General features: G+C 48.4%; 10 protein-coding genes and 1 pseudogene. 8 read left to right on the top strand and 3 right to left on the bottom strand.

Annotated elements, in window-relative coordinates; all coding sequences use genetic code 11:
- Positions 1-303 precede the first annotated feature (303 nt).
- Together guaA and ACIDITHRIX25_RS96550 are read left to right on the top strand one after the other, a co-directional pair.
- A complete protein-coding gene (gene guaA / locus ACIDITHRIX25_RS96555) occupies positions 304-1,848 on the top strand; it encodes a glutamine-hydrolyzing GMP synthase (RefSeq protein WP_201733301.1) in 1,545 nt (514 codons plus the stop codon).
- Positions 1,849-1,892: 44 nt separating this feature from the next.
- Complete coding sequence (locus tag ACIDITHRIX25_RS96550; RefSeq protein WP_249685746.1) at positions 1,893-4,124, top strand: ATP-dependent helicase; 2,232 nt, start codon at positions 1,893-1,895, stop codon at positions 4,122-4,124.
- A gap of 217 nt (positions 4,125-4,341) precedes the next feature.
- Here the strand turns inward: ACIDITHRIX25_RS96550 and ACIDITHRIX25_RS96545 are convergent, their stop codons facing one another.
- Both ACIDITHRIX25_RS96545 and ACIDITHRIX25_RS96540 read right to left on the bottom strand, forming a co-directional pair.
- Positions 4,342-5,547 (bottom strand): MFS transporter, encoded by a 1,206-nt coding sequence (locus ACIDITHRIX25_RS96545; protein WP_201733300.1) that lies wholly within the window; start codon positions 5,545-5,547, stop codon positions 4,342-4,344.
- A gap of 960 nt (positions 5,548-6,507) precedes the next feature.
- A complete protein-coding gene (locus ACIDITHRIX25_RS96540) occupies positions 6,508-8,172 on the bottom strand; it encodes a DUF885 domain-containing protein (RefSeq protein WP_201733299.1) in 1,665 nt (554 codons plus the stop codon).
- Positions 8,173-8,689: 517 nt separating this feature from the next.
- Between ACIDITHRIX25_RS96540 and ACIDITHRIX25_RS96535 the strand changes: the two genes are divergently transcribed.
- From ACIDITHRIX25_RS96535 to sucD, 4 genes and pseudogenes are all read left to right on the top strand, one after another.
- The gene (locus ACIDITHRIX25_RS96535) at positions 8,690-10,243 is read left to right on the top strand and encodes an AMP-binding protein (protein WP_201733298.1); all 1,554 of its coding nucleotides are present in this window, start codon (positions 8,690-8,692) and stop codon (positions 10,241-10,243) included.
- Between the two features lie 176 nt (positions 10,244-10,419).
- Positions 10,420-10,833 (top strand): cobalamin B12-binding domain-containing protein, encoded by a 414-nt coding sequence (locus ACIDITHRIX25_RS96530; RefSeq protein WP_052606577.1) that lies wholly within the window; start codon positions 10,420-10,422, stop codon positions 10,831-10,833.
- 142 nt (positions 10,834-10,975) lie between these two features.
- Positions 10,976-12,127, top strand: a pseudogene (gene sucC, locus ACIDITHRIX25_RS96525) (ADP-forming succinate--CoA ligase subunit beta); the annotation flags it as partial.
- Complete coding sequence (gene sucD / locus ACIDITHRIX25_RS96520) at positions 12,128-13,012, top strand: succinate--CoA ligase subunit alpha (RefSeq protein ID WP_201733297.1); 885 nt, start codon at positions 12,128-12,130, stop codon at positions 13,010-13,012.
- A 178-nt stretch (positions 13,013-13,190) separates the two neighbouring features.
- On the opposite strand, the gene ACIDITHRIX25_RS96515 is transcribed toward sucD, so the two are convergent.
- Positions 13,191-13,394 (bottom strand): DUF805 domain-containing protein, encoded by a 204-nt coding sequence (locus ACIDITHRIX25_RS96515; protein ID WP_502756217.1) that lies wholly within the window; start codon positions 13,392-13,394, stop codon positions 13,191-13,193.
- Between the two features lie 153 nt (positions 13,395-13,547).
- Between ACIDITHRIX25_RS96515 and ACIDITHRIX25_RS96510 the strand changes: the two genes are divergently transcribed.
- Positions 13,548-14,282: a response regulator transcription factor gene (locus ACIDITHRIX25_RS96510; RefSeq protein WP_052606594.1), complete on the top strand. Its 735-nt coding sequence runs from the start codon at positions 13,548-13,550 to the stop codon at positions 14,280-14,282.
- On the top strand, positions 14,279-15,823 hold the full coding sequence (locus ACIDITHRIX25_RS96505; RefSeq protein WP_201733295.1) for a sensor histidine kinase: 1,545 nt from the start codon (positions 14,279-14,281) through the stop codon (positions 15,821-15,823). Before ACIDITHRIX25_RS96510 ends, ACIDITHRIX25_RS96505 begins: the two co-directional genes overlap by 4 nt.
- Positions 15,824-16,109: the final 286 nt, after the last annotated feature.

The raw sequence follows: 16,109 nt of genomic DNA, 5'->3' as shown, positions 1-16,109 counted from the left end.
AAGCTCGATAGATTTTATAAATCACCTGCGTCTCATCTACGAGATGCAGGTGATTTATATTTTTGTCGGATTACGTATCTCATGGATGAAGTTGTGATGATCTATTGGTTCCGGGGCAGAGTTGACTTCTTTGGTCAACTTTTGCACCTTTGGAGATTGCGGCTTTGCGTTAGCCCTAAAGTGGTTTTTGGCGCTTTTGGGGATGGCTCTTCGATCCTTGTTTAGATCGGCGAGCGCTAGTCTTGAATAGACCAGAACTCAATTTGTTCGGGACCGTAGTCGCTTTCTAATGCCGAGGTTCAAATGCACACTCTACGATCGTCCAAAGTCCTTGTATTGGATTTCGGGGCTCAGTATGCCCAGTTGATAGCTCGAAGAGTTAGAGAACACCACGTCTTTTCCGAGATAGTACCTAGCTCTATCACCTCCGAACAGATTGAAGCTATTGCACCACGTGCAATAATCCTATCGGGTGGTCCAAAGAGCGTAAATGTTGAGGGAGCCCCCCGAATAGATCAAAGAATCTATAGCTTGGGGATCCCGATCCTTGGAATTTGCTATGGTGCTCAGTTGATCTCGCATGACTTGGGCGGAGTTGTCTCCAAAAGAGCCTCTGGTGAGTATGGCAAGGTGAATCTAGAGGTTATCAATCGGCAACTTCTTCTGGAGGACGTGCCGGAGAAGTCGGTTGTATGGATGAGCCACTTCGATGCTGTTACAGAACTGCCGCCGAACTTTCAGCTTTTGGCATCTACGCCTGAAGCGCCCTGTGCCGCATTTGCTGATCCAGCTGCCAAGATATATGCACTTCAGTTCCACCCAGAAGTGGAACATAGTGAATATGGCTATAGGGTCTTCGATAATTTCCTTCATAAGATCGTAGGGGCGGAGCCATCTTGGACGAACTATTCGATTATCGAGGATTCGATCAATCGAATTCGAAGCCAAGTGGGGAATAGCCATGTTATATGTGCACTTTCGGGTGGGGTTGACTCATCTGTTGCAGCGGCGCTTGTGCACCGGGCAATCGGGGATCAGCTGCATTGCGTCTATGTGGATACGGGATTGATGCGCCATGGTGAATCCAAGACGGTAGAGGCGACCTTTCGGGAGCAGTTTGAGATCGATCTACTCTCAATCGATGCCAGCGATAAATTTTTTAGTCACCTAGAAGGAGTGACGGATCCCGAGGCCAAGAGAAAGATAATTGGTGAGGATTTTATTCGAACTTTTGAAGCGGCTGCTAAGGATATATCTGGAGCCAAGTTTTTAGTTCAGGGAACCCTTTATCCAGATGTAATTGAGTCAGGAACCAAGTCTGCAGCGCGAATCAAGTCCCACCACAACGTAGGCGGCCTTCCTGAGGATATGGACTTTGAATTAGTCGAGCCACTGCGGGAACTATTCAAAGACGAGGTTCGAGCTATCGGTGAAGAGCTCGGCCTCCCAGAGGCTATAGTTTGGCGTCAGCCATTTCCTGGTCCAGGTCTAGCCGTTCGAATCGTAGGCGAGGTAACGCGAGAGCGAGTAGAGATCGTACGCGCTGCTGACCGTATCGTAGGCGAGGAAGTACTAAGGGCTGATTTGGACAAGAAGGCGCTTTGGCAAAGCTTTGCAGTTCTAGCAGATATTAGATCGGTAGGCGTTATGGGTGACGAGCGATCCTACGCCTATCCGATAATCTTGCGAGCAGTTGAATCAAGCGATGCTATGACTGCGGATTGGGCTCGGCTACCTTATGAGTTGCTTGAGCGCATCTCGTCTCGCATTGTGGCTGAGGTCCAGGGGGTAAATAGAGTCGTATATGACATTACTTCTAAGCCACCGGCAACCATCGAATGGGAATAGTTTTGGTTTTATTAAGCCTGTTAGACTTTGATTAGGATAGTTTTTTGACCATTACAAACTCCAATAACCCTTTGCTAGCTGGCTTAAATCCAGCACAGGCCGCCGCCGTCTCCCATGATGGTGGTCCTTTACTGGTGATAGCGGGAGCAGGATCAGGAAAGACTCGAGTCTTGACGAGGCGTATTGCCTATCTGATCGAGGCGAAAGAGGTCCATCCAGGATCCATCCTGGCTATTACCTTTACCAATAAGGCCGCAGCGGAGATGAAAGAGCGAGTCAACGAACTGGTGGGACCTATTGCCAAGTCGATGTGGGTCTCAACCTTTCACTCGGCATGTGTTCGGATATTGCGAAATCACCCCGAGGCATTGGGGTATCGGAAGAACTTTGTTATCTATGACCAAGGCGACGCCGAGAAGCTTATCTCTTTGATCTCTTCCTCAATGGGACTTGACACTAAGCGCTTTCCAACTCGCCAAAGTGCAAGTCGCATCTCAAATGCCAAGAGTGAGCTCTTGGGTCCAAAGGAGTTGATGGCTAAGGCGACTCACATCATGGAACGTAAGGTCGCTGAGGTCTACGCCCAATATCAAGAGCGGTTGCTTGGGGCAAATGCCATGGACTTTGATGATTTGATCTATAATACTCACGAACTCTTTGAGCGATACCCTGCCATCTTGGAGCAGTACCAGAGGCGCTTTTTTCATCTTTTGGTAGATGAATATCAAGATACCAACGTGGCACAGAATGCTCTTGTTATGCAACTGGGAGAGCGAAGTCGAAACGTCTTTGTGGTGGGAGATTCAGACCAAAGCGTCTATGGCTTTCGCGGTGCAGATATGCGCAATATCTTGGAATTTGAAAAGGCCTTTGAGGACGTCGCTGTAATCAAATTAGAGCAGAATTATCGAAGCACTCAGACGATCTTGGATGTAGCTAACTCGATCATCTCTAACAACCAATATCGAGAAGCTAAGAATCTCTGGACCGACCAGGGCTCGGGCGAAAAGGTCCGTCTCTTTGTGGGTGACGACGATTCAGAGGAGTCAAATTTTATAGCTTCTAGTATTTTGCGAGAGAGGGAGACGGGCGGTCGAAGATACAGTGATTTCGCAGTCTTTTATCGGATCAACTCGAATTCTCGCTCCGTAGAAGAGGCCTTTATTCGTCGCGGAATCCCCTATCGTGTCGTGGGCGGAACGCGCTTTTATGATCGCCGAGAGATCAAAGATACGATGAGCTATCTGAGGCTGATTCAGAATCCCACCGACGAGATCGCCCTGAGACGAGTTATAAATGTACCCAAGCGAGGCATCGGTGATCAAAGCATTGCTAAGGTTGCAACCCTAGCAGCCGAGATGGGAACGACCCTAGTCGATGCTCTTTCGAAATATGAGGCAGCAGGTGTAACTGGACGTGCAAAATCTGGGATTGCTGACTTTTTGGTGCTCATGGAGGCATTGCGGGGTCATGTGAGAGACGAAATGCCTCCGGGTGAATTGATCGAGGCCTTCTTGGATGAATCGGGTTATCGCAGCGAACTTGCTGCCAACGATAGTGTTGACAATCTATCTCGTCTTGATAACCTTTCTGAGCTGGTATCGGTTGCCTCTGAGCATGAGACGCTCGAGGCCTTCTTGGATGCTTCTGCGCTTGTAGCTCAAGCCGATCAAATCCAAGGAGACGATGTAGTAACTTTGATGACAGTTCATACGGCCAAAGGTTTGGAGTACCCAGTTGTCTTTTTGACTGCATTAGAAGATGGTATCTTCCCTCATTCAAGATCCCTCTATGAGCCTAAAGAGCTCGAAGAAGAGCGGCGACTATGTTACGTTGGAGTGACCCGTGCTAGAGAGATTTTATATCTCACTCGCGCAAACCAACGGTCCCAATATGGTGAGTCGTCATTGACAATTCCATCTCGCTTCCTAGATGAGATACCCCCTAGTCTGATTGAGGACGTCTCTGTTCGATTGAGTTACGAGGAGCGTCGTAGTCGTTACTTGGGGGACTCTGTCGTCCAGAGCGCTTCGGGGCTCAGTAGTTCTACCTTGAAGCGATATGGAACTACGTCGAACTCTACAAAGGTTGATAGCGGACCTCGTCTTAGTGTGAGTCAACTAAAGCCCGGAATTCCAGTTGTCCATGGCAGTTGGGGAGAGGGAGTGGTAACTGCAATTGATGGCAACGGCGACAACGCCTCTGTGACAATTCGCTTTAGCAGTGTTGGCTCAAAGAAGCTAATTCTCTCTTATGCACCGCTCAAGCTGGCCTAAAAAGCTACCCCTTAAAACGCATTAGCGGGCATTGGAAGGGGTGTAGAGGTTCTCTGAGAGAGATGGCTGGTGGATCGTGCCCTCTTCGTATTTATCCTCTTTGTATTTATTAGGAGTGGTAAGTTCGTGATAGCTCTCTGGCTGTTTATGGCAATGTCTTTTAGTCATGGTTATTGATGTCGAGGTTGCCAGCTAGATCTGCCAAATGTTGGCAGATCTAGGTTGATTTGAGTCGATATACTGATTTCGATCCAATTAGGATCAACGAAGTCGCTATCAACGCGATACCACAGGCAATAGTTGCTAGTGATGCGCTCATAAAATGAGTCTCTAGCCCGCCAAGGACCTGTCCTAGGGGATATAGGGCAACTGAGCCGAAGATGTCATATGCTGAGACTCTAGACATGGCTTCTTGTGGAAAGAACCTTTGAATCGTCGTCTCCCAGTTGATCCCTACGAATGAAAAGCCAAAGCCTAACATTGCCACTGAAGGTGCGATAAATACGGGGGAGACTCTCAGGGCCAGAAGAAAAAATGATGGCGATCCAAGTAGGGCGATGATACTCGCGCTCCACAATGGTCGTTTCAATTTAAATCTAGATGCAGCGACTGCGCCCAAGATTCCTCCTACTCCCTCAAAAGCTAAGATGACTCCCCATGTCGCTGCTCCACCAAGATGGCGCTTTGCAATTAGCGGACCAAGAACCACCAGGGGTCCAAAGACTAAAAGGTGCATGAATGAGTAGACAATGATCGTTAGCCAGCACCAAGTCTGTGAGCGAACTTCTCGATATCCCGTCTTTAGGTCCTCTAGAAATGATCTCTCAACGACATCTGGAGCTATCGTGCCGCTTACCTTGGAGAGCCATAGGCCAGAGATCGCATAGCAAACCGCGATTATCAAGATGGTCTTTCCGGCTCCTAGATAGGCTACGCCAAAGCCTGCGAGGGCTGGACCGCCAAGGTTGCCAATGGCTCTCGCCCCTTCTCGAAAGCTATTTGCAGCTACTAGCGCATCTTGAGTGAAGATCTCAGGTGTCATTCCTGTCAATGTTGGAGCGTAGAAGGCTCGTGCAACTCCCCATCCTGCCCCAACGATTGCAAGCTCTAAGGGGGTGAAAGTGACCCATATGACAATGTAGGCCAAGACCAGAGCCAAAAGAGCACGTACCACCTCAGATGAGATTGCAACTGCCTTTCGCGAGAAGCGGTCGGCGATCACGCCGCCTACTAGCAGCAAGAGTACGAAGGGTAGATCGGTGGCTGCCAGAACTCCCCCCACGGAGAGTGCAGAAAATCCATGATCCAAGAGTGCGAACGATAGGGCAATAGGCATCGCACCTGAGCCGATAAATGAGAATGCCTGAGATCCAAGGAATGCCCTGGCATTTTTGTCTTTGATTAGTCTGTAATTTTTTTCCATCTAAGGACTTCTTTATTTGATTTGAGATATTAAAATCGTGAGTAGGAATGCTCTTGGTTGTTTTATTCAGTTGAGTGGCCGCAACTTGGGAATACAATTAGAGTTTTACTTGTCTAAAATAAGATCAAAGGTCACTCATATATTGCTTAGCATCGTTTGCTTGTAGTGATCATATATGGGTAAATAATCATTTTTATCAGCCAAGATTTCATTATCAAGGTGGCGAGTTGGCAAACTAGATGGTTTGCAATATATCGTTTTGAACATTAGTTATCTCGATCTTGAATTTGTAAGATTTTTGTGGGGCATATTGAAGATATGACTTAAATGTCGATGATTTTTATCGATAAAAATCATCGAAGCTGCTTTGAGGCGGCTATTTGTCTCCATGGGGATAGTTATTGTATCGGTGAAGATCACTATGAAAAAGACGATCGACTTAGTCGCAGCACTTTTTCTTCATGACCGATAGATGATAGCCTATCTAAGGTTCAAATCGAGAGTTGACTCTTATGAGTCATTAGATTTAAAGATCTTTTGTCTCAGCGAAAGATCGCTAATTAAGCGTACTTTAGAGTGATCAGCTATTGGGTGAGAGCGAGTGCCTCTGGTCTGAATACGATGTAATCTTCATGGATTCGCCCTCCTTTTGCCGAATAGTTTAATTTATTATATATCAGAATTTGAAGGCTTCTAGCCTTTTGTGGATTTTTTGAATATTTTAGGAAGTTTTAAATCTTCAAAACTACGATATTAAGTGGCGACTCTTGTAAGGATGGCTTAGGTGGTGAGTGCTAAGTAGATGATCTAATGTTACGACGGTTTTCGGTTCATGGGCGGTTTTCTTTCGCAGCTCGCGCTTTTGCTGGCGTAGCATTGCTTTTGCTGGTTGTCTTGGGTTGCCAATTGGTTGTTCATTAATTCGTTATGCTCATCCGATTGGTCCTTTGGTGAACTGGGTTAGTGCCCCAATTCTCGCTGTAGCTGCGCTAGGCCGACAAATCCCAATTCAAAACCCTTTTGATGAAATCTTGAGAGCGAAAAATCTTTACCCTGAGCCTTTTTGGATGCTTCTCGGGTCGCTCGCCAGATTCGTTCTCCGATTTTATAACTTGTTGCTTGGGCGGGCCACCCAAGGTATCTGTCGATCTCACTGACTGCAAAAGCTCGTTCTCTGCCGCTAGTGGCTTGCAGCAGATTTATTGCATTCTCGATCGTCCAGGGTCCAGCTTTTAGAAAACGATGGCCAGGCGGTATCATAAATCCATGGTGAAGGCCAATGTCGATGACTACTCGAGCAGCTCTCATCGCCTGAGCGCTTAGCATCCCAAGTCTGTAGACCGGGTCACCAAGGTAACCCAACTCATCCATAAGGCGTTCGGCATAAAGTGCCCAACCCTCGATATGGCCAGAGATTTCGCCAAGGAGTCTGCTAAAGGAGTTGAGCTCCTCGCCCATGTAGGTAATGTATCCGATCTGTAGGTGATGGCCCGGCACGCCCTCATGGTATGCGGTTGAAACCTCTGTCCAAAGGGGAAAACGATTGCGTCCTAAGGTTGGATACCAAGTCCGCCCTGGGCGAGAGAGATCAGCACTTGGCCCTGTGTAATACATTGCCGCAGCACCGCCGGGCGGTGCAATCATGGCTTGGAGCTTCTGGATCGGGACAGGAATGTCAAAGTGGACTCCATTTAGCTCTGAAATGGTGTTATCTAAGAGTCCCTGGTTCCAGTCTCTGAAGGTCTCCACCCCTTCAATCACATATCCCGGTCGTTCGTCGAGAGCTATGAGCGCCTCTTCGAATGTAGCGTTGGGATATAGGTCGCGAGCGATCGAGACCATCTCGTCATCGATGCGAAAGACCTCATTCCACCCCCATTCATAGGCCTCTGTGGGATCTATTTCAATCCCGTTGAAGCGTCTGCACTCTAGAGCCCACCTATCAGGGCCGATTGCGTCTTTAGCGTTTGACCTTTGGGCGTAGAAACTGAGGTATTGCGCCAATTCGAGATATGCCAAAGATGCCACCTCGGCCCCGCTGGCAAGGTCGTTTTTGACTTGTGTATTGCTGCCTTCGTACTCGGTAATCAGGGATGCAAAGAAGCCAACATTGTCGCTACCGCCATAAGCGCGTGCCTGCTTTGCAACTTCACTTGCTTGACGTGGTGAAGCCGCAACGCCAAGGCGAAGTCCCTCTTCGAGACTTTTTTGATAGCCAATAAGAGCACTTGGTACTCGGCTAAGGCGAGCCGCTATGTCGCTAAAGTCATCGTCGGTCTCTTTTTTCATGAGGTCGAAAATTTGGCGAATTTGCTGTGGAGGGCTCTCTATTACATTTAGGTTTCTCAGGTGTTCTTTAGACTCAAAGAGATCAACTATCAGCCCGAGGCGTTCAACCATCGACTCCTTGGCGATTCGGTCTTTGTCATTGGAGATTGTGACCTTGGATAATTGGGCCAGAGTGGATATGGCGAGATCTAAAGACGCTCTGGCTCCATCGGGAGAATAGTCCCCGAAGCTATCGTTGGCTCCAGCTAGTCCAAAATATGTCGCGCTTGTTGGGTCAAGTTCCGTTGTTGCCTTTAGATATTGGTCTGCTATTTTGCCAAGTGAGATCTGCTCCACTGTGACTCCTCGAGATATCTTTATACCTGCTTATATGGCAAGGAATTTAAGTACGACTAAAATCTATTCGCCCAGAAGCGGTCTCCTTGGCGTATTGTGCTAAAAAGAAATGAACCTTAGCCGACTGAGGGGACGATAGCCTTTGATGGTTATGGCGCAGCCTTGGTGGCTGCAGCTAGGCCTTGGTAATTTTGAGATCTGAGTTTTTAATCTATTTGGATAAGATTTGTTCCAGCCAAGCTGCCCAGGTAAATCAAGCTGCCCAGGCACATCAGCTTTGCCAAGCTGAGCTAATCAAGATAGCTACGCCACCTTTTGAAGTGGGAATCGTAAGGAACGTTTTGTAGCTTGTTGATTTTTTGTAGTTCTGTTGGCTTCTAATCGCTAATTAGGAGGCCCAGAAAAGTTTTGGGAAAAGTTTTGGCCCTTAGGAGTTGGTTTGGTAGCCAAAATCCATAGGGTAGGGGAATTTGGCCAAATAGGTCAAAACCGCTTTTTCGTTAAGTTAGTCTTTGGCATGAAATTTTTTTTAGAAGGTCTGGCAAGCCTCGGTGATGACTCTAATTGGTTGGTCGATTCTCGTTCGAGTCTTTCGCGACATGAGTCTCTTGCGCGGGTAACCAATCTCCTAGGAGCGCTACAAGAGCACGATATCGCCCCAGATGACTTGATAGCAATCTTTTCTTTTAATCGTGTCGAGTATATGGAGACCCTGCTCGCAGCCACTGTAGGTGGGATTAGGTATACCCCGATAAATTGGCATTCATCGGCTCAGGAGCTGAGTTATATCCTAAGCGATGCCCAGCCTAAGGCTCTCTTTGTGGACTCTCAACTTTTTGAGATTGCTGGCAATGCGATTGCTCTGTCGGGCTATAGCGGGATTGTTTTTGAATATGGCGATCACCAACTGACAGATGCAATTGGATCAATCTCTTATGAGGACGCTATCTTGCACCCTGGAGTCCAAGGCGATTTGGAAGAGACTGTCTTTGGAACCCCGATGTTTTATACCTCTGGGACCACAGGCAGGCCTAAGGGGGTGAGGGGAAGTCTTTTGCCACCGGGCACAACTTTGTCAGCCTTTGCCCTAGCCTACAATGCGCGCATTGGAACTCCCCGTCCGGGCGTGACTTTGCTAGATGGCCCTATCTATCACTCTGGACAGTGGCTCTATGCCTTTTTACCCATGTTGTGGGGATCATCTACGATAATTCAAGGTAAATTTGATCCACTTGAAACTCTCAGGGCAATAGAGCGCTTTAAAATAACCAATATTCATTTGGTTCCAACGCAATTTGTGAGAATCTTAAAGCTTGATCCGCAGGTGCGCTCGTCGTTTGATCTCTCTTCTTTGGTAAAGATTTGGCACGGCGCAGCACCGTGTCCTCCGGTAGTCAAAGCCGAGATAATTGAGCTCTTTGGCGATTGTGTAACTGAATACTATGGTTCAACTGAGCTTGGCGTAAATACCATGATCACAGCAAGTGAGGCCGCTGCCAAGCCAGGCTCGATAGGAAAGGCCGTACCTGGAGTTGAAGTTGCAATCCTAAACGACGATGGCGAGCCTATGTCCGCTGGTGTTCCGGGAATAATTGCTGCTCGATCTCAACGGAGCTTTCACTATCACAATGAGCCTGATAAGACTAAGTCGACCATGATTGGCGAGGGATATTTCACAGTTGGCGATATTGGATACCTAGATGAAGACGGTTATCTATTTATCTCGGATCGCAAAATTGACATGATCATATCGGGTGGGGTAAATATCTATCCTGCCGAGATTGAAGCTGTCTTTCACAAACATCCTGGCGTGCTTGACGTTGCGGTGATTGGGATCCCAGACGATGAGTTTGGCGAGAGTGTTCTAGCAATCGTGTCACTGGTGGATCCAGAAAAAGCCACGGATGAGTTAGCAACCGAGCTAGCTGATTTTTGCCGGGCACATCTTTCGGGTTATAAGGTTCCTCGCAAGATTGAGTTTTCTGGTGAGATCCCTCGTTCTTTGGCCGGTAAGATTCTGAAAGCTCAGATCCGCGCGCCTTATTGGATCAACACCTCGCGCAAGATTTAGAGGTTGTGCAAAGGGCTGTTTTTGCGATTTGTCGGTGGGTCAATTTGCCAGTCGGTGGCGATTTTTGGACAATGATAGCTTTTTATAGCCATAATGGTGAAATTTGATCTAAAAAACAAGTTAATTAGCCTTTCGGTTGGCAATTCGGTAGTGGTTTATGCCTATTATAAAGAGCCGTGGAACGTCCTTATCGAGTAGTAGTAGGCAAGCCTGGCCTTGACGGTCACGACCGAGGTGCAAAGGTTATAGCAAGAGCGCTTAGAGACGCAGGCTTTGAGGTAATTTATACAGGACTTCATCAGACGCCCGAACAGGTCGTGCAAGCTGTAGTCCAAGAGGATGCTGACGCCTTGGGCCTCTCACTTTTGTCTGGGGCACATATGACATTGGTGCCCAAGGTGATATCAGAGCTGAAGAACGCAGGTTCTGAGGATGTCCTAATAATCGTTGGTGGTATCATCCCAGAGGCTGACATCATTCCACTCATGGAGATGGGGGTGGCTCAGGTTTTTACTCCGGGAAGTCCGCTGGCGACTATAGCTAATTGGCTAGAGGTCGCATTGGATGAGCGCGAATCGCAACTTCATTAATCGAATTGACCCAAATTGTTGGTGGATTGAAAACACCGCGCTTGCAGGGACTTTAGCGATCGATTTGGTTTAGCGCCAATCATGTCTGAGAATGTCATATAGGAAATGTCTAAATAACTATTGAAGAGTTAGAGAAAGTAGGAAAGTGGATCTTTTTGAATACCAGGGCAAGCAATTCTTTGCTCAATACGGTATCGCTACATCACCGGGTGGTATCGCAGAGACGGTCGACGAGGCGGTTCGCCAAGCTGATTTAGCAGGGTATCCAGCTGTAATCAAAGCGCAGGTGCAGGTCGGCGGTCGTGGAAAGGCTGGCGGAATCAAGATTGCCAACAACCAAGACGAGGCTCGTTCGTATGCCGGCGCAATCTTGGGAATGGACATCAAAGGTCATCTCGTCAAGCGAGTATGGGTTGAGCATTCTTCTGATATTGCCAAGGAATATTATGCAAGTTACACCTTGGACCGCGGCGCCAAGAAGTATCTTTTGATGCTCTCAGCACAGGGTGGCGTGGAGATTGAAGATGTCGCCAAGAGCGCCCCTGATGCCATCGTCTATGTTCATATCGATCCGGTTGATGGAATATCAAATGACCAAATTCGAGAAGCGGTCACGGGTGCCAAGATCGACCCAGAGGCCTTCGAAGGAGTGGTAGAGGTCTTAGAGAAGCTCTATGGCGCATTTGTCAAGGGTGACGCTGACCTTGCTGAGATAAATCCACTTATCCTAAATACCCAGGGCCTGGTGCATGCTCTTGATGCAAAGGTCTCTCTCGATGACAATGCAACATGGCGTCATCCGGAGTGGGCAGATTGGGCGTTGACTGTTGAATATGACGGTAGGGAACGCTTGGCGAAGGAGAAGGGCCTCAACTACATTGGTCTTTCGGGGACCGTTGGAATTATCGCCAACGGCGCTGGTCTAGCTATGTCTACTTTGGATGTCGTAAACCAAGTCGGCGGATCTGCAGCAAACTTCTTGGATCTAGGCGGTGGCGCTAGCGCTGACACCATGTCGGCAGCGCTTGAAGTTATAAACACCGACGAAAACGTCAAGGTAGTTCTTGTGAATATCTTTGGCGGTATCGTGCGATGTGACGAGGTTGCAAATGGAATTATCGAGGCACTAGGTCGTGTGAAGTTGACCGCACCTATTGTGATACGCCTCGATGGCACAAATGCAGAGGTTGCACGTGAAATACTTGCGCCTCGTGAGTCGGAGAATTTGATAGTTGAATCGACGATGCTTGGCGCAGCTAGACGAGCCGTTGAGATCGCTAATAAGGGAGCTTAGTTGAGTATCTTTGTTGATGAAAATACCCGTGTCATCGTCCAAGGATTGACTGGGGGCCAAGGTAGATTCCATGGCCTTAGAAACCGTGACTATGGTACAAAAGTTGTAGGCGGTGTTACCCCTGGTAAGGGGGGCACGGACGTCGATGGCATTCCAGTCTTTGATACCGTCGAAGAGGCGGTGGCGCTTACAAATGCCAACGCCAGCTTCATCTCGGTACCGCCACGTTTTGCTGGTGGGGCAGTTTTGGAGGCCGCAAAGGCCGGAATCGCTCTGGTTGTTTGTATTACCGAATTCATACCAGCAAAAGATGAGGCGTTTTTCTATAACGTCCTTGTCCGAGATTACCCGGGGACCCGATTGATTGGACCAAACTGTCCGGGAATTATCTCTCCAGGAAAGTGCAATATTGGAATTACATCTGGTTCCATTGCCTTAGCTGGGGGGCCCGTGGGGATTGTCTCACGATCTGGAACTTTGACGTATCAGGCGATTCACGAACTATCCCAACAAGGCATCGGCCAGACGACATGCGTGGGTATTGGGGGCGATCCCGTACCGGGTACGAACTTCATAGACTGCTTGGCTGCCTTTGAAGCCGACCCAGAGACTAAGGCTGTCTTGATGATCGGGGAGATCGGTGGGACTGAGGAGGAGAAGGCTGCAGCTTTTATTAAAGAGCACTTTTCTAAGCCAGTCGTAGCGTATATTGCTGGTCAGACCGCTCCGCCGGGGAAGAAGATGGGCCATGCGGGAGCTATTATTTCAGGCTCGCAAGGAACAGCAGCGGCCAAGATGGAGGCGTTAACGGCTGCGGGGGTAGTCGTCGCCGCAAATCCAACTGCTGCCGGTGAAAAGATGGTCGAGATAGTTCGGGCCTTCTAGAAGCTTTTGGATCTAGTAAGCTTGCGTGGTTTTAGCGTACTTGGTGGCCCGCGAGAGGGCATTTGAGCAAAATAAGTTCACGCATTTTGGGGAATCCGTTACTGGCCCGTTGTCTCAAGGAGATTCTTGAGGTAACGGGCCAGCTTGATTTGTAGCCATGTCATTTTGCGCGCTGACCTTAATGGAGTTGATTTAAATTGGAGAGTTTTGGAGGTTGTGCTCCAAAACGATTTGGACCAGCTGTTCCTGGAAGAACGGTAAAGATGAACAGTATGATTGGGCCGAGAAGTGGTATGAGGCCAATCAGAGCCGTGTATCCAGAACGGTCAATATCATGGAGCCTGCGTATTGCCATTGAGAAGCTTGGAATAATCGATGCCACTACAAAGAGCTGTAGGGATCATCGACTGGGGACAATGCTCGGTGATTATTTGTCTAGCTCTCTGATTTTAGGCGTGATCCGGTAGCATAAATCATATTCAGAAGTTGTGACGTGGCGACTTCGGTTGCTTTGGCAAGTTGCGAGGTTTTTACTGTGGGTGGCGACAAGGAGCGACGCGTATTAGTCGTTGATGACGAAGCGAGCATAGTCGATCTAGTCACGATGGCTCTTTCGCTTTTGGGCATGACTACACGAGGTGCCAAATCCGGTAAAGAGGCTCTGTCGATGGTCGAATCTTTCTATCCTCATCTGGTCGTTTTAGACGTGATGCTTCCGGATATGGATGGTTACGAGGTGATGCGCCGTATGTCTGAGTCATGGCGAAGTGCATCAATTCCTGTTCTTTTGCTAACTGCACGGCGTGGCCTTGACGATCGAATTTCTGGCCTCAAATCAGGTGCGACAGATTACGTCGTGAAGCCCTTTAGCGTCGAGGAACTTACCCTTAGGGTGCAGGGCATTTTACGGCGAACAGTTGGCGACGGTCCGGATGGCTCGAGCGTTAGTGTCGGTGATTTGATTTTAGATACCGATACACAAGAAGCTCGCAGGCGGGGGGTCTTGCTAGATCTCACCCCTACTGAATTTAAGCTCCTTCGGTTTTTGATGATCAATGCCGGTCAAGTGGTTACTCGTTCTCAAATTCGTGATCGAGTCTGGGAACATTCTCAAGATGACGTCTTTAACCAGATAGCTGTTTACATAAGTTATTTACGTAAGAAGATCGATGCATTGGGACCTTCGATGATTCGAACGGTGCGAGGCATTGGCTATAGTTTGAGGGCGCCGGTGAATGATTCGAATGGCGCCTCTGAAAGCACCTCATGACTCTTCGGACTCGATTAATAGCTTTGATAGTGGCGGTGGTCCTTCTTGGTTTTTCAATTGCCGATTTTGTAACCTATAAGTCCATAAGTTCATTTTTGGATCAGGGTGTAAGCCATCAGCTCGATTCGGCATCATTTCCAATTACGCGTTCTCTCGCATCGATAGCAGGAGTTACTCTGCCTGGGCGGCCTTTATCTCGTTTAGGCGGGGCTCCCGGGGGGCGCGGACCTCTCGTAGGGGTTGCTTCAGGCAATGCAGCCGGAACATTGTTTTCTCCAAACCAGTCGTCTCCAAATGTGCCTCCAGCACCTGGGGGGCGACGAGTGCTTATTCCACAGGGTACATTTGGCGAGCTCCTGAGCCCGCAGGGAAGGGTCTTGTCGCGACTGTTTTATGGCTATGGACAAGATACGCCATCGTTTCCATCCATAGAAAAGATCGCGCTCTCGGCGATGGTGGGACCTAATCCAACTAAGTATTTCTCAATTACAAGTACAGGCTCTGGGGCGGCACCTTATTCGGCACTTGTTGCGCGGTTGGCCAACGGAGTCGGGGTTGTTATTATTGGCGTGCCGATGGCGGTGGCCCTGGGAACTCTACATCGTCTTTTATTGGTAGAGGCGGGTGTATCTCTTGCCCTTCTGGTTGCTTTGGGCGCCATAGCTTGGTTCATATTGAGGCGGGATCTTAGGCCACTTGTTGAGGTTGCGAATGCGGCTAAGGAGATCGCCCAAGGGGACCTTGGTCGACGTGTCCCCGAAGTTGGCAGCAATGCTAAAGACGAGGTGGTTCAACTTGCTAGGTCATTCAATGCTATGGTTGCCGAGATTGAAGGGGCCTTTGGAGAAGTTGCGGAGTCCGAGGGAAAGTTGCGCCGCTTTTTGGCAGATGCCTCCCACGAACTAGGGACTCCTCTTTCTTCGATACTTGGTTACTCTGACCTCTTTGAACTTTGGAAGAAGGACGATAGATACGACCTAGATATAGCGTTTCGCCACATTAGAGAAGACGCGAATCGAATGAAAAATTTAGTGGATGATCTATTTTCTCTGGCGCAATTCGACCAAGAGCGGCCACTTGAGATTACCACCTGCAACCTGAGTACCATCGCTTATGAGGCAGTGGCAGCACTTAGAGTTACCAATCCGAATCGAACGATTACTCTGGAGGGGGCAAAAGAGTTGCTCCTTCAAGGAGACAATTTTCGCCTTCGGCAGGTCATTGATATTCTTTTAGTAAATGCCACAAAGCACACTCCAAGCCATGTGGCGATTTCGCTTGACCTTGCACTCGAAGGCTCTGACGCCTTTATAGTTGTTCACGATGACGGTCCTGGTATCGATAAGGATTTAGCCGATACTATTTTCCAGCCCTTTGTCAGAGGCGACCGCTCTCGCCAGCGACATAGTGGTGGAGCCGGCCTTGGTTTGGCGATTGCCCAGTCGATAGTGACCGCTCATCTAGGAGAAATTTCACTTGAGCCAGGGATCGGCGCCACTTTTATCGTCCGAATTCCGATTAGGCACAGTCAGAATTTTTAACTATTCAACTCCAGGTAGACTTGGTTGGGTCTTGGATAAAGGTTTATTTTTTGATTCTGCCTCATTGAGAGATTTGTTTCAAGTTTTTTGAGCAATCGGCGGCCTTGAGATTGCAATTTGAACTTTTGGATTGAGATCGATTCCGATATCGTGATCTAATAGTGATGATCTTTTACGATCACGACTTCCACTAGCTAGGGCCAAGGCTAGCGATTTTTGCATCGTGTTTTCTCGTGTGCTCTTGTGTTTTGTGCCAAGATGGAAGTGTTCTTTAGTCATTTAGACT

It is taken from the genome of Acidithrix sp. C25, from assembly GCF_904848545.2.
This window is presented reverse-complemented; position numbering and strand designations above follow the sequence as displayed.